The organism is Kitasatospora sp. NPDC094019, assembly GCF_044764505.1.
Taxonomy (GTDB): domain Bacteria; phylum Actinomycetota; class Actinomycetes; order Streptomycetales; family Streptomycetaceae; genus Kitasatospora.
The window spans coordinates 100828-114136 of sequence record NZ_JBIWIF010000024.1 but is presented as its reverse complement, the minus strand read 5'-3'; the positions used below and the strand labels follow the sequence as shown (position 1 = coordinate 114136).

10 protein-coding genes are annotated in these 13309 nt (G+C 73.4%); 7 read left to right on the top strand and 3 right to left on the bottom strand.

Annotated elements, in window-relative coordinates; translation table 11 throughout:
• Positions 1-501 precede the first annotated feature (501 nt).
• Entirely contained in the window at positions 502-951 is a 450-nt protein-coding gene (locus ACIQ9P_RS35190; RefSeq protein WP_402365531.1) for a PTS glucose transporter subunit IIA, read from the top strand.
• A gap of 99 nt (positions 952-1050) precedes the next feature.
• Entirely contained in the window at positions 1051-2721 is a 1671-nt protein-coding gene (ptsP, locus tag ACIQ9P_RS35185; protein WP_402365529.1) for a phosphoenolpyruvate--protein phosphotransferase, read from the top strand.
• A 117-nt stretch (positions 2722-2838) separates the two neighbouring features.
• Here the strand turns inward: ptsP and ACIQ9P_RS35180 are convergent, their stop codons facing one another.
• Genes ACIQ9P_RS35180 through ACIQ9P_RS35170 form a run of 3 tightly spaced genes read right to left on the bottom strand, consistent with a single transcriptional unit; the run spans position 2839 to position 6572 of the window.
• Positions 2839-4962 carry an acetoacetate--CoA ligase gene (locus ACIQ9P_RS35180; protein WP_402365527.1) on the bottom strand — a complete coding sequence of 708 codons (2124 nt, stop codon included), beginning with the start codon at positions 4960-4962 and terminating at the stop codon, positions 2839-2841.
• Positions 4963-5008: 46 nt separating this feature from the next.
• On the bottom strand, positions 5009-5557 hold the full coding sequence (locus tag ACIQ9P_RS35175) for an NUDIX domain-containing protein (RefSeq protein ID WP_402365525.1): 549 nt from the start codon (positions 5555-5557) through the stop codon (positions 5009-5011).
• 40 nt (positions 5558-5597) lie between these two features.
• Positions 5598-6572, bottom strand: coding sequence for an NUDIX hydrolase (locus ACIQ9P_RS35170; protein ID WP_402365524.1), 975 nt, complete (start codon positions 6570-6572; stop codon positions 5598-5600).
• Positions 6573-6790: 218 nt separating this feature from the next.
• Here ACIQ9P_RS35170 and mmuM point away from each other — a divergent pair, with 218 nt between their 5' ends.
• The 5 genes from mmuM to ACIQ9P_RS35145 all read left to right on the top strand — a co-directional run bounded on the left by mmuM (position 6791) and on the right by ACIQ9P_RS35145 (position 13247).
• Positions 6791-7765, top strand: a complete 975-nt coding sequence (gene mmuM, locus ACIQ9P_RS35165) for a homocysteine S-methyltransferase (RefSeq protein WP_402365522.1) — start codon at positions 6791-6793, stop codon at positions 7763-7765.
• A 272-nt stretch (positions 7766-8037) separates the two neighbouring features.
• The gene (locus ACIQ9P_RS35160; protein ID WP_045941846.1) at positions 8038-8802 is read left to right on the top strand and encodes an IclR family transcriptional regulator; all 765 of its coding nucleotides are present in this window, start codon (positions 8038-8040) and stop codon (positions 8800-8802) included.
• A 349-nt stretch (positions 8803-9151) separates the two neighbouring features.
• Entirely contained in the window at positions 9152-9889 is a 738-nt protein-coding gene (locus ACIQ9P_RS35155; protein WP_402365520.1) for an MIP/aquaporin family protein, read from the top strand.
• 91 nt (positions 9890-9980) lie between these two features.
• A complete protein-coding gene (gene glpK / locus ACIQ9P_RS35150) occupies positions 9981-11501 on the top strand; it encodes a glycerol kinase GlpK (protein ID WP_402365518.1) in 1521 nt (506 codons plus the stop codon).
• 150 nt (positions 11502-11651) lie between these two features.
• Entirely contained in the window at positions 11652-13247 is a 1596-nt protein-coding gene (locus ACIQ9P_RS35145; protein ID WP_402365516.1) for an FAD-dependent oxidoreductase, read from the top strand.
• Positions 13248-13309 lie beyond the last annotated feature (62 nt).

Here is a 13309-nt window from a genome sequence, read left to right as displayed (position 1 = left end):
GCGTTGACTTTTGGCACGCTGTTGAGTTCTCAAGGAACGGACGCTTCCTTCAGGCGGCTTTCACACCGGCCCTCCGGGCGCTTCGTTCTTTCGTGATTCCACCGTATCAGATCCGTTTGCCGTTGTTTAACCGGCGCTTTTCGTTTCTGAAACCTGGTGTTAACCGTCGACTTGCGGCGACTCGACCAACCATAGCGGGTCGTCGGGCCGAGCGCGAATCGGGCCGCGCCGGTGTCACCCGGTCGGACGCGTGATTTGTTGCTCTCGCGAGCATATACAGCAATGGTCCCGATTCGCCAAGATGCCTGTAGAGTGCGGCGCGTCGACCAAGAGGACTAGACCACCAGTGGTCGACGAGATGACTGACGGGTGAGGGCGGACGGCGTGGCCGACCCCCGGAATGTCAGCTGATGTCCGAAGTTGACATGATTTAGGCTGCAGTCGATCACCCCGCCGCGTTCGCGGCCGCTCGCCTGTACTGCGCACTTGGGAGGCTCAACCATGACCACTGTGACGTCGCCGCTGACCGGCCGGGTCGTAGGGCTCGCCGGCGTGCCGGACCCCGTGTTCTCGGGTGCGATGGTCGGCCCCGGCACCGCGATCGACCCGGTGCGCCGGCCGACCGAGGCCGTTGCCCCGGTCGACGGCGTGGTCGTCTCGATGCACCCGCACGCGTTCGTCGTCGTCGACGCGGACGGGCACGGGGTCCTGACCCACCTGGGCATCGACACCGTCCAGCTGAACGGCGAGGGCTTCGAGCTGCTCGTCAACAAGGGCGACACCGTCACCCGCGGCCAGGCCGTCATCAAGTGGGACCCGGCCGCCGTCGAGGCCGCCGGCAAGTCGCCGATCTCGCCGATCGTCGCGCTGGAGGCCGCCGCCGACTCGCTCGGCGGGCTCCTGGAGGACGGGGAGGTCGCCGTCGGCGACGCCCTGTTCAGCTGGAACTGACCTCTCCCCTTCTTTAGGACCCACCGCCCCACCGCTCCGGTCGGGGCGGCCCGGCACACAGCGGTACCCGGCGGGGCCGCCTCACTCACGGAGACAGACATGGAGAAGACGCTGCGCGGCGTGGGTGTCAGCCACGGAGTCGCGATCGGTCAGGTGCGGCACATGGGCACCGCGGTGCTGGAGCCCCCGGCCACCCAGGTCCCGACCGAGGACGCCCCGCGTGAGCAGGCCCGCGCCCAGGCAGCCGTCGACGCCGTGGCCGCGGACCTGACCGCCCGCGGCAACCTGGCGGGCGGTGAGGCCCAGGCCGTGCTGGAGGCCCAGGCGCTGATGGCGCAGGACCCGGAGCTGATGGCCGACGTCTCCCGCCGGATCGCGGTCGGCAGCAGCGCCGAGCGCGGCGTCTACGACGCGTTCGCCGCCTACCGGGCGCTGCTCGCCTCGGCCGGGGAGTACCTGGCCGGCCGGGTCGCCGACCTGGACGACGTGCGGAACCGGATCGTCGCGCGCCTGCTGGGTGTGCCGATGCCGGGTGTGCCGGACAGCGACGAGCCGTACGTGCTGTTCGCCCGCGACCTCGCGCCGGCCGACACCGCGCTGTTGGACCCGACCCTGGTGCTCGGCTTCGTGACCGAGGAGGGCGGGCCGACCAGCCACAGCGCCATCCTGGCGCGGGCCATGGGCGTACCGGCCGTGGTCGCGCTGCCGGGGGCGGCCGACGTCGCCGAGGGCACGGTCGTCGCCGTGGACGGCAGCTCCGGTGACGTGCTGGTCGAGCCGAGCGCGGAGAAGCAGGAGGAACTGCGCCGCGCCGCCGCCGAGCGCAAGGCCGCGCTGGCCGCCTCCTCCGGCCCGGGCGCGACCTCGGACGGGCACCGGATGCCGCTGCTGGCCAACGTCGGCGGGCCGGGTGACCTGCCGGCCGCGCTGGAGGCGGGCGCCGAGGGTGTCGGCCTGTTCCGCACCGAGTTCCTCTTCCTGGACGACTCCGCGAAGGCGCCCACCGAGGAGAAGCAGGTCGAGGCGTACCGCAAGGTGCTGGAGGCGTTCCCGGAGGGCCGGGTCGTGGTCCGGGTGCTCGACGCGGGCGCGGACAAGCCGCTGGACTTCCTGACCCCCGCCGACGAGCCGAACCCGGCGCTGGGTGTGCGCGGTCTGCGCACCCTGCTGGAGCACCCCGAGGTGCTCCGGACCCAGCTGCGGGCGCTGGCGACCGCGGCCGAGGGCCTGCCGGTGCACCTTGAGGTGATGGCCCCGATGGTGGCCGACCGCAAGGACGCCAGGGACTTCGCCGAGGCGTGTCGCGAGGCCGGGCTGAGCGCCAAGTACGGTGCGATGGTGGAGATCCCGTCGGCCGCGCTGCGGGCCCGTTCGATCCTCCAGGAGGTCGAGTTCCTCTCCCTGGGCACCAACGACCTGGCCCAGTACGCCTTCGCCGCCGACCGCCAGGTCGGTGCGCTGGCCCGGCTGCAGGACCCGTGGCAGCCGGCGCTGCTGGACCTGATCGCGTTCTCCGCCGAGGCCGCGCAGGCCGAGGGCAAGAGCTGCGGCGTCTGCGGCGAGGCGGCCTCCGACCCGCTGCTGGCCGTGGTGCTGACCGGTCTCGGCGTCACCAGCCTGTCGATGGGCGCGGCGTCGATCCCCTATGTCCGGACGGCGCTGGCCAAGTACACGCTGGCGCAGTGCCGCCGGGCCGCCGAGGCGGCGCGGGCGGCGGACAGCGCCGAGGAGGCGCGGGCCGCGGCGCAGCAGGTGCTGTCGGGCGAGTAGCGGTCGCGGGACCCGCCGAACGGGCACCGCGGACGAACGCGGCGCACCAACGCGGCGGAACGAAGGGGCCCCGCCACCGGATGGTGGCGGGGCCCCTTCGGCGTGTCCGGGCGTCGGTCACTCGGCGGCGGCGCGCTCGCGCTCCTGGCGGAGCTGCTCGAACCAGCGCAGGTGGTCGAGGTTGTCGACGGAGCCGGGGTTGACGGCCTGGTCGAGCGGGGTGCCGGAGAGCAGGCGCTTGACCGGGACCTCGATCCGCTTGCCGGTGAGGGTGTGCGGCAGGCCGCGGACGGCGATGACCTCGTCCGGGACGTGGCGCGGGGAGAGCTCGGTGCGCAGCGAGGTGCGGATCCGGCCGATGAGGTCCTGGTCGAGTTCGGCGCCGGGGGTCAGGACGACGAAGAGCGGCATCCAGTAGCCGCCTTCGGGCTCCTCCAGGCCGATCACCAGGGATTCGGCGATCTCGGGGAGGCGCTCGACGACCTCGTAGATGTCCGAGGATCCCATCCGGACGCCCTGGCGGTTGAGGGTGGAGTCGGAGCGGCCGTGGATGACGACGGTGCCGCGGGAGGTGGCGGTGATCCAGTCGCCGTGGCGCCAGACGCCGGGGTACGTGTCGAAGTAGCTGTCGTGGTAGCGGGTGCCCTCGGGGTCGTTCCAGAAGCCGGTGGGCATGGACGGGATGGGCTTGGTGACGACGAGCTCGCCGACCTCGTCGGTGAGCGGGCGGCCGTTGACGTCCCAGGACTCGACGGCGGCGCCGAGGCTGGGGGCCTGGATCTCGCCGAGATGGACCGGGAGGGTGGGGACGCCGCCGACGAAGCAGGAGCAGACGTCGGTGCCGCCGCTGACGGAGGCGAGCCAGACGTCCTCCTTGACCTCCTCGTAGATCCAGCGGAAGCCGTCGGGCGGCAGCGGGGAGCCGGTGGTGCCGAGGCAGCGGACGGCGGAGAGGTCGAGGTCCCGGCCGGGGTGGAGGTCGGCCTTGCGGCTGGCGATGACGTAGGCGGCGGAGGTGCCGAGCACGGTGGCGCGGGTGCGCGCGGCCACGGACCAGAAGGCGCCGGTGTCGGGGTGGCCCGGGCTGCCGTCGTAGGTGACGACCGTGGCTCCGACGAGGAGGCCGGCGAGGAGGAAGTTCCACATCATCCAGCCGGTGGAGGTGTACCAGAGGAAGCGGTCCTCGGGGCCGAGGTCGAGGTGGAGGCCGGCCTGCTTGAGGTGCTCGACGAGGATGCCGCCCTGGCTCTGGACGATGGCCTTGGGCAGTCCGGTGGTGCCGGAGGAGTAGAGGACCCAGAGCGGGTGGTCGAAGGGGACGGCCTCGAAGACGGGCTCGGTGTCCTCGGCGGTCAGGTCGCCCCAGGCGAGGGCGCCCTCGGGGGCGGGGGCCCCGAGCAGGGGGACGTGCACGACGGTGTGCAGCGAGGGGAGTTCGCGGCGGAGTTCGGCGACGACCTCGGTGCGGTCGTGGTCCTTGCCGCCGTAGTGGTAGCCGTCGACGGCGAAGAGGACGACGGGCTCGATCTGCTGGAGGCGGTCGAGGACGCTGCGCGCTCCGAAGTCGGGGGCGCAGCTGGTCCAGACGGCGCCGACGGCGGCGGTGGCGAGGAGGGCGACGGCTGCCTGCGGGATGTTGGGCAGGTAGGCGCCGACGCGGTCGCCGGGGCGGACGCCGCGGGCGCGGAGGGCGGCGGCGAGGGACCCGACCTGTCGGCGGAGCTCGGCCCAGGTGAGGACGAGCGGCTCGTCGGTGGTCTCGTCGAGGTGGAGGACGGCGGGGCGGTCGGCGTTCTCGGCCTGCTCGCCGGCGCGCAGGGCGTGCTCGGCGTAGTTGAGGCGGGCGCCGGGGAACCAGCGGGCGCCGGGCATCGCGGGGTCGGCGAGGACGGCGTCGGGGGCCTGGGTGAAGCGGACGTCGAACCACTGGGTGACGGCGGTCCAGAAACGGTCGAGGTCCTCGACCGACCAGGAGTGAAGGGCGGCGTAGCGGGCGGAAGCCTCGGCGTCCGACGTCGTGGGGGCGAGCGGGGCGGCCGGGGCGCCGTGGTGCTGGGCGGCCCAGGTCTGGAAGGCCACGATCCCGGTGCCGGCGGCACGGGCGGGGTTCGGGCGCCAGAGTGGCTGGTCCTGGGGTGGGGTGCTCACGGTGGTGGTCTCCCGGCCGGTGATGAGGGCGGACGGGGTCGCTTGTGGCAGGGCCCGCGTCCGGTTGGGGGCTGTCGGTGCAGACCCTGCCATGTGCGCGGCCGGGGCGCCAGGGTCTGCCCGGCGCGGCCGCCGCTGGTCAGGGGCGGGTGAACTCGCCGTTGAACCAGGAGCCGGAGACGCGGGTGTGGAAGGGGAAGGCGAGCGGGGTTTCGGGGGTGGCGAGCTGCCAGCCGTCGGTCTCGTCGGTGGGGACGGAGGGTGGCAGGGCGGTGAGCGGGCGGGCGGGGAGGAGGCCGAAGAGGCAGAGGAAGCCGCCGCGGGTGTCGGAGTCGGTGGCGACGAGGGTGATGTCGGCGGGCTCGGCGAGGATGCCGGTCTCCTCGCGCAGCTCGCGCACGCACGCCTGCTGCCAGCTCTCGCCGTAGTCGATGTAGCCGCCGGGGAGGGCGAGTTCGCCGTAGCCGGGTTCGATGGTGCGGCGGATGACCACCAGCGCGGGGGCGGCGTCGCCCTGGGTGACGGGCAGGAGGGTGACGACGACGGGCAGCGGGTTTCGGTAGCTGATCTCGGTGCACGCGGAGCAGGTGCGGGGCCAGCCGTCGGTGCCGGGCGGGTAGGGGGATCCACAGAAGTGGCAGTGGGAGTTGGGCTGCTGGCGCACGGTGCCGCCCTCGTGAGTCGTCATGGCCGGATGGTAGTGCGGGCGGCCGGGAGCGGGGTGGTGGTCAGCCGATCCGGGCCCGGGAGGGCTCTGGTCCCGGCTCGCCCGGAGCGGGGCGGAGAAGAGCCGGATGGAGGAGCCTGGCGTCGCCGGCGTGGTAGGTGCGGGCCCGGGGGCCACCGCGGGCGCCGCCGCGCTCGGTGGTGCTGCCGGTGCCCTCGACGAAGCCGGGGACGGAGAGCACCTTGCGGTGGAAGTTGCCGGGGTGGAGCTTTTCGTCCCAGACGGCCTCGTAGACGGCGCGCAGCTCGGGAATGGTGAAGTCGTACGGGAGGAAGGCGGTGGCCAGCGGGCTGTACTCGATCTTGGCGCGGGCGCGGTCGAGGCCGTCGGCGAGGATCCGGGCGTGGTCGAAGGCGAGCTCGATCGGGGTGGGTGCTCCGGTGGGCGGGGGCTCGGCCGGATCGACGGGCTCGGCCGGGTACGGCGCTCCGGCGGGGCCGCCGGCGTCGCCGGAACCGGTGGAGCCGGTGCTCCCGCCGACGCCACCCCCGTGGGTGTCGGCGGGAGCACCGGCGGACTCGGACCGGCCCGCGGGCCGGAGGTCGAGGTCGCCGACGGGGTGCCAGGCGGCGTGGGCCGCGTCGCTGCCGGCCCGCGGGTCGGGCAGGTCGGGGGCGAAGGCGAGGTAGGCGACCGAGATCACGTGCATCCGCGGGTCGCGGGTGGGTACGCCGTAGCTGCCGAGCTGTTCGAGGTGGATCCGGCTGAGGGCGGCCTCGGCGCCGGCCGTGCCGGGCAGGCCGGTCTCCTCGGCGAGCTCGCGGGCGGCGGCGTCGTCGAGGCTCTCCTCGCCGGCCCGCAGGAAGCCGCCGGGCAGGGCCCAGCGCCCCTGGTAGGGCGGGAGGGCGCGCTCGACGAGCAGGACGTGGAGCCGGCCGTGCCGCAGGGTCAGGGCGACCACGTCCACCGTGACGGCGACGGGGGTGTAGGCGCGCGGGTCGTAGGCGGCGAGCCAAGCCTGCTCGGTGGCGTCCACGGTGCGCTCCTCTCCCCCTCCGGGCCCGTGGTGTCGGGCCGACGTCCTTCTCGATCTGAGTGCAACGTAGCGATCCTTTGACTCTGCGGCAAATGGTTTTCCGTCCCGGTCCGAGCCGCCCCCTCCTACCCTGTGACCAGGGCGTCCCCGGAGGATCCGGGACCACGCCGGGACCCGCCGGGACCGCACCGGGACCACGTCCGCCCGAGGAGGCCGTGATGGACCAGGCCGCGCGCGACCGGACCGCCGCTCCCCCGCCGGACTTCGCGGCCGCGCTGGCGGCCGGGCCGCTGGTCCTGGACGGCGGGCTGTCCGAACGGCTGGCCGCGGCCGGGTTCGACCTGACGGACGAGCTCTGGTCGGCCCGACTGCTGGCGGACGCGCCGGAGGCGGTGGTGGCGGCGCACCGGGCGTTCTTCGAGGCGGGCGCGCGGGTGGCGATCACCGCCAGCTACCAGGCGAGCTTCGCGGGCTTCGCCCGGCGCGGGGTGGGCCGCGCGGAGGCCGCGCGACTGCTGGCGGGCAGCGTGGAACTGGCCCGGGAGGCGGCCCGCGGGCTGCCCGGGCCGCGCCGGTGGGTGGCGGCCTCGGTGGGCCCGTACGGGGCGGTGCTGGCGGACGGCTCGGAGTACCGGGGCCGGTACGGGCTGACGCCGGCCGAGCTGGAGGCGTTCCACCGGCCCCGACTGGAGGTGCTGGCGGCGGCCGGTCCGGACGTGCTGGCGCTGGAGACGGTGCCGGACGTGGAGGAGGCGCGGGTGCTGCTGCGGGCGGTGCGCGGGCTGGGGGTGCCGGTCTGGCTGTCGTTCGCCGCGGCGGACGGGCGGACCCGGGCCGGACAGCCGTTGGCGGAGGCGTTCGCGCTGGCGGCCGGGGTGGACCAGGTGGTGGCGGTCGGCCTGAACTGCTGCACGCCGGAGGAGGCGGACCGGGCGGTGGCGCTCGCGGCGCGGGTGTCGGGCAAGCCGGCGGTGGTGTACCCCAACAGCGGCGAGGGCTGGGACGCGACGGCCGGGGCGTGGCGAGGTGAGCCGACCTTCGGGGCCGCCCCGGTCCCCCGGGCCGACGGCCGGGCGAGGGTGGCGGGCTGGCTGGCGGACGGGGCGCGGCTGGTGGGCGGCTGCTGCCGGGTCGGACCGGCCGGGATCCGGGCGGTGGCCGACGGCGTGGCCGCGGCGGCCCGGGAGCGGTAGCACCGGCGGGCCGTACGGGTGGCGGGCGACAGCCGGCGATCGACGGACGACAGGCGGCAAAGCGGCAGGGCGGCAAGGCGGCAGGCCGTAGGGTCGGCGGGCGCCGGGAACCCGTGCCGGGACCGCCCCGGCGGCCGTGCGCGGGCGCACCACCGGGTCGGCCGACGCAGGTTACCGAGGGGGAAGGTGCACGGAACGGCGACGGCCTGGCAGACTCGTGCCGTTACCACTGCGGTCGACAATGTCGACCGCCTGTCCGCGCGGAGGTACCAATGCCCGGCCCGATCCAGTCGCTCTCCCGGGCCGCCGCGATCATGCGCCTGCTGGCCGGCGGCGAGCGCCGCCTGGGCCTGTCGGAGGTCGCGACGGCCCTGGACCTGGCGAAGGGCACCGCCCACGGGATCCTGCGCACGCTCCAGCAGGAGGGCTTCGTCGAGCAGGACCCGGAGAGCGGCAAGTACCAGCTGGGTGCCGAGCTGCTCCGGCTGGGCCAGAGCTACCTGGACGTGCACGAGCTGCGCGCCCGGGCCCTGGTCTGGGCGGACGACCTGGCCAGGGCGTCCGGGGAGACCGTCTACCTGGGGGTGCTGCACCAGCGCGGGGTGCTGATCGTGCACCACGTCTTCCGGCCGGACGACACCCGGCAGGTACTGGAGGTCGGCTCGATGCAGCCGCTGCACTCGACCGCGCTGGGCAAGGTGCTACTGGCCTACGACCCGGTGGCGCGCGGCGAGCTGGGCGAGGGACCGTTCGAGTCGTACACCGCGCGGACGCTGACCGAGGCCGCGGACGTGGACGCCGAGGCGGCGCTGACCCGTGAACGCGGCTGGACCGACGCGGTGGAGGAGACCTGGGAGGGCGTGGCCTCGATCGGCGCGCTGATCCAGGACCGGCGCCGCAACCCGGTGGGCGCGGTCTGCATCAGCGGCGCGGTCGAGCGGGTCTGCGAGGACGGCTTCGTGAAGCCCTCGCTGGTCGCCTCGGTGCGCAGCGCGGCCAGGGCGATCTCCCGGGACCTGGGCGCCGGGCGGTTCTGACCTCGCCCGGGCCCCGCCCGGGCCCGCCCGGCCGCACCCGGCCGCACCCGGCCGCAGGCCCCCGATAGCACGGCAGGACGTTCACGCTGAGGCGCGGACGGGCGAAATGCCCGTCCGCGCCTTACCGTTTTGTCCAAAATTACGATGATCCATCCGGTGACACCGGGTAGCACGGCGAGCGAAGGGTCACAGCTGCGTAACCCGGCCTTGACGAGAGGGTGACCCGGGGAGGAAGCTTCCGCATGACGGTCGACATTGTCGAACGATGGCCGTGCGAATCCATCCCACAGAGCGCTCACCCGCCCAGCGATCCGCCCGGCCCCTGCCCCCACCCGCACCTCCGGGCCATATGGACAAGGGAGTCTTTGTGTCCGCGTTCTCCAACGGCGACATCTTCGTCGGCGAAACCCTCGGCACCGCCGCCCTGATACTTCTCGGCGGTGGCGTCTGTGCCGCCGTGACGCTCAAGAAGTCGAAGGCCCTGAACGCCGGCTGGCTGGCGATCACCTTCGGCTGGGGCTTCGCGGTGATGATCGCCGCCTACATGTCGGCCCCGAAGTCCGGCGCCCACCTGAACCCGGCCGTCACCCTGGCCATCGCCGTCGACAGCGGCGACTGGGGCAAGGTGCCGATCTACCTCGGCTCCCAGCTGCTCGGCGCGATGATCGGCGCCGTCTTCGTCTGGCTCACCTACCTCGGCCAGTTCCAGGCCAACCAGGAGCCCACCCTCGGCATCTTCTCGACCGGCCCCGAGATCCGGAACCCGGTCCAGAACCTGCTCACCGAGATCATCGGCACCTTCGTGCTCTGCATGGCCATCCTCACCCAGGGCCTGACCAAGGGCCTCGGCCTCTCCGGCACCGGCATCCTGATCGTCGCCTTCACCGTGGTCGGCATCGGTCTCTCGCTCGGCGGCCCGACCGGCTACGCCATCAACCCGGTCCGCGACCTGGGTCCGCGCATCGTCCACTCGCTGCTGCCGATCCCCAACAAGGGCGGCTCCGACTGGTCCTACGCCTGGATCCCGGTGGCCGGTCCGGTCATCGGCGGCCTGCTGGCCGGCGGCCTGTACCACGCCGCGTTCTGATCCCCCCGGGTTTCCACCCCACCCGAGCACGGGGACTGACCTGAGAGTCAGGCCCAACGCCCCCCGCCAACCTCTTGAGCCGAGGACCCTCATGACCTCCACTGGCAACTACATCGCCGCGATCGACCAGGGCACCACCTCCAGCCGCTGCATCATCTTCGGCGCCGACGGCCGGATCGTCTCCGTCGACCAGCAGGAGCACCGGCAGATCTTCCCCCAGCCCGGCTACGTCGAGCACGACGCCGCCGAGATCTGGACCCGGGTGCAGTCGGTCGTCCGCGGCGCGCTGGAGAAGGCCGGCCTGAGCAAGGACGACATCCGCGCGATCGGCATCACCAACCAGCGCGAGACCACCGTCCTGTGGGACAAGAACACCGGTGAGCCGGTGCACAACGCGCTGGTGTGGCAGGACACCCGCACCGAGGCGCTCTGCCGCGAGCTGGGCCGCAACGTCGGCCAGGACCGCTTCCGCCGCGAGACCGGCCTCCCGCTGGCCAGCTACTTCGCCGGCCCGAAGATCCGCTGGCTGCTGGACAACGTCGAGGGCCTGCGGGAGCGCGCCGAGGCCGGCGACATCCTCTTCGGCACCATGGACACCTGGGTCATCTGGAACCTCACCGGTGGTGTCGACGGCGGCAAGCACGTGACCGACGTGACCAACGCCAGCCGCACCATGCTGATGAACCTCAAGAGCCTGGCCTGGGACCCGGAGATCGCCGAGTCGATGGGCGTCCCGATGGCCGTCCTGCCGGAGATCCGCTCCTCCGCCGAGATCTACGGCGAGGCCGTCGGCGACCTGGCCGGCGTCCCGGTCGCCGCCGCGCTCGGTGACCAGCAGGCCGCGCTGTTCGGGCAGACCTGCTTCAACGAGGGCGAGGCCAAGTCCACCTACGGAACCGGCACCTTCCTGCTGCTCAACACCGGCGAGAAGATCGTCAACTCGTACCACGGCCTGCTGACCACGGTCGGCTACCGGATCGGCGACCAGGCCCCGGTCTACGCCCTGGAAGGCTCGATCGCGGTCACCGGCTCGCTGGTCCAGTGGCTGCGCGACCAGCTCGGCATCATCTCCACCGCCGCCGAGATCGAGACCCTCGCCAACACGGTCGAGGACAACGGCGGTGCCTACTTCGTCCCGGCCTTCTCCGGCCTGTTCGCCCCGTACTGGCGCTCCGACGCCCGCGGTGTGATCGCCGGTCTGACCCGGTACGTCACCAAGGGCCACCTGGCCCGGGCCGTCCTGGAGGCCACCGCCTGGCAGACCCGCGAGGTCGTCGACGCCATGCAGAAGGACTCCGGGGTCGAGCTCACCGCCCTCAAGGTCGACGGCGGCATGACCAGCAACAACCTGCTCATGCAGAACATCGCCGACGTCCTGGACGCCCCGGTCGAGCGCCCGTACGTGGCCGAGACCACCGCGCTCGGCGCCGCCTACGCGGCGGGCCTGGCGGTCGGCTTCTGGAACGACCTCGACACCCTCCGGGCCAACTGGCACCGCGCCGCCGAGTGGACGCCCCGCATGGACGAGGCCACCCGGGAGCGCGAGTACAAGAAGTGGCTCAAGGCCGTCGAGCGCACCATGGGCTGGGTGGAGGAGGAAGAGAACAACTGATCGCGAAGCCGGTCGGGGCCCCGTGCCCCGGCCGGCCGCTCCCGTTCCACCGGCCCGCCGCACCGGGCCGACCCGGTCTCTCCGCACAGAGGCCGTACGCACACCGAGAGGAGTAACGGCGCCGCCCGACCCGCGCGCCGTACACACACCATGGCAACCATCCCGACCCTGGGCGCCGAGCTCACCGCCGGCCGCACCGCCTCCCGCGCCGAGACCCGCGAGCTGCTCGGCAAGGCCACCTACGACCTGCTGGTGATCGGGGGCGGCATCCTCGGCACCGCCGTCGCCTGGACCGCGTCCCAGGCCGGCCTGAAGGTCGCCATGGTCGACGCCGGCGACTTCGCCGGTGCCACCTCCAGTGCCTCCTCCAAGCTCGTCCACGGCGGTCTGCGCTACCTGCAGACCGGCGCGGTCAAGCTGGTCGCGGAGAACCACAAGGAGCGCCGCGTGCTCTCCACCGACGTCGCCCCGCACCTGGTCAACCCGCTGACCTTCTTCGTGCCGGTCTACAAGGGCGGCCCGCACAGCGCGCCCAAGCTCGGCGCCGGCGTCTTCCTCTACTCGGCGCTGTCAGCCTTCCGCGACGGCATGGGCCGGGTCTCCACCGCCGCGCACGCCGCCCAGCAGGTGCCCGCGCTGCGCACCGAGGGCCTGCGCTCGGTGGCCGTCTACGGCGACCACCAGATGAACGACTCGCGCGTCGCCGTCATGACCGTGCGCGCCGCGGTCGAGGCCGGCGCCGTCGTGCTCAACCACGCCGAGGTCACCGGCCTGCGCTTCACCGGCGGCCGGGTCACCGGTGCCGAGCTCAAGGACCGCCTGGACGGCACCGAGTTCGGCGTCGACGCCCGCCTGGTGCTGAACGCCACCGGCCCCTGGGTGGACCACCTGCGCCGGATGGAGGACACCGGCGCCGCGCCGTCGATCCGCCTGTCCAAGGGTGCCCACGTGGTGGTCAAGCGCCGCTCGCCGTGGCGCGCCGCGCTGACCATCCCGATCGACAAGTACCGCGTCTCCTTCGCCATCCCGTGGGAGGACCACGTCCTGCTCGGCACCACCGACGAGGAGTACACCGGCGACCCGAAGGACGTCCGGGCCACCGAGGCGGACGTCGACCAGATCCTCGGCGAGGCCGCGCACGCGATCCGGGACGAGCACATCGACCGGGACCTGATCACCTACAGCTTCGCCGGCCTGCGGGTGCTGCCCGGCGGCCCGGGCGACACCGCCGCCGCCAAGCGCGAGACGGTCGTCACCGAGGGCAAGGGCGGCATGCTGTCGGTCGCCGGCGGCAAGTGGACCACCTACCGCCACATCGGCCGCACCGTGCTGGAGAAGCTGGCCCACGTGCCCGGCACCTCCCTCGGCGAGGACATGTCCCCGATCGCCCCGACCGTCCCGCTGCCGGGCGTCGGCGCGCCGAACGCCGTCGCGCACCGCCTGCTGATCGACCGGGACCCGGGCTCGCGGATGGAGCCGCTGGTCGCCAAGCACCTGGCCAGCCACTACGGCACGCTCTCCTTCGACATCGCCCGGATGATCGACGAGAACCCGGAGCTCGGCCGGCCGATCCACGAGGACGGGCCGGACGTCTGGGCGCAGGTCGCCTACGCGGCCGCCAACGAGTGGGCGTACACCGCCGACGACGTGCTGCGCCGCCGCACCACGATGACCGTTCGCGGTCTGGACACCCCGGAGATCCGGGCCGAGGTCGAGGCGTTCCTGGCCAAGCGCGCGGCCAAGTAGGCAACAGGACCGAGAGCGACCGGCACGGCCGAGCGAGACCCGCACGGCCACCGGAGAACCGG

Bases quoted from the DNA above. Each gene is read 5' to 3' on its own strand.
- ACIQ9P_RS35190 (WP_402365531.1), top strand. From the start codon at position 502: ATGACCACTGTGACGTCGCCGCTGACCGGCCGGGTCGTAGGGCTCGCC.
- ptsP (WP_402365529.1), top strand. From the start codon at position 1,051: ATGGAGAAGACGCTGCGCGGCGTGGGTGTCAGCCACGGAGTCGCGATC.
- ACIQ9P_RS35180 (WP_402365527.1), bottom strand. From the start codon at position 4,962: ATGGCAGGGTCTGCACCGACAGCCCCCAACCGGACGCGGGCCCTGCCA.
- ACIQ9P_RS35175 (WP_402365525.1), bottom strand. From the start codon at position 5,557: ATGACGACTCACGAGGGCGGCACCGTGCGCCAGCAGCCCAACTCCCAC.
- mmuM (WP_402365522.1), top strand. From the start codon at position 6,791: ATGGACCAGGCCGCGCGCGACCGGACCGCCGCTCCCCCGCCGGACTTC.
- ACIQ9P_RS35160 (WP_045941846.1), top strand. From the start codon at position 8,038: ATGCCCGGCCCGATCCAGTCGCTCTCCCGGGCCGCCGCGATCATGCGC.
- ACIQ9P_RS35155 (WP_402365520.1), top strand. From the start codon at position 9,152: ATGGACAAGGGAGTCTTTGTGTCCGCGTTCTCCAACGGCGACATCTTC.
- glpK (WP_402365518.1), top strand. From the start codon at position 9,981: ATGACCTCCACTGGCAACTACATCGCCGCGATCGACCAGGGCACCACC.
- ACIQ9P_RS35145 (WP_402365516.1), top strand. From the start codon at position 11,652: ATGGCAACCATCCCGACCCTGGGCGCCGAGCTCACCGCCGGCCGCACC.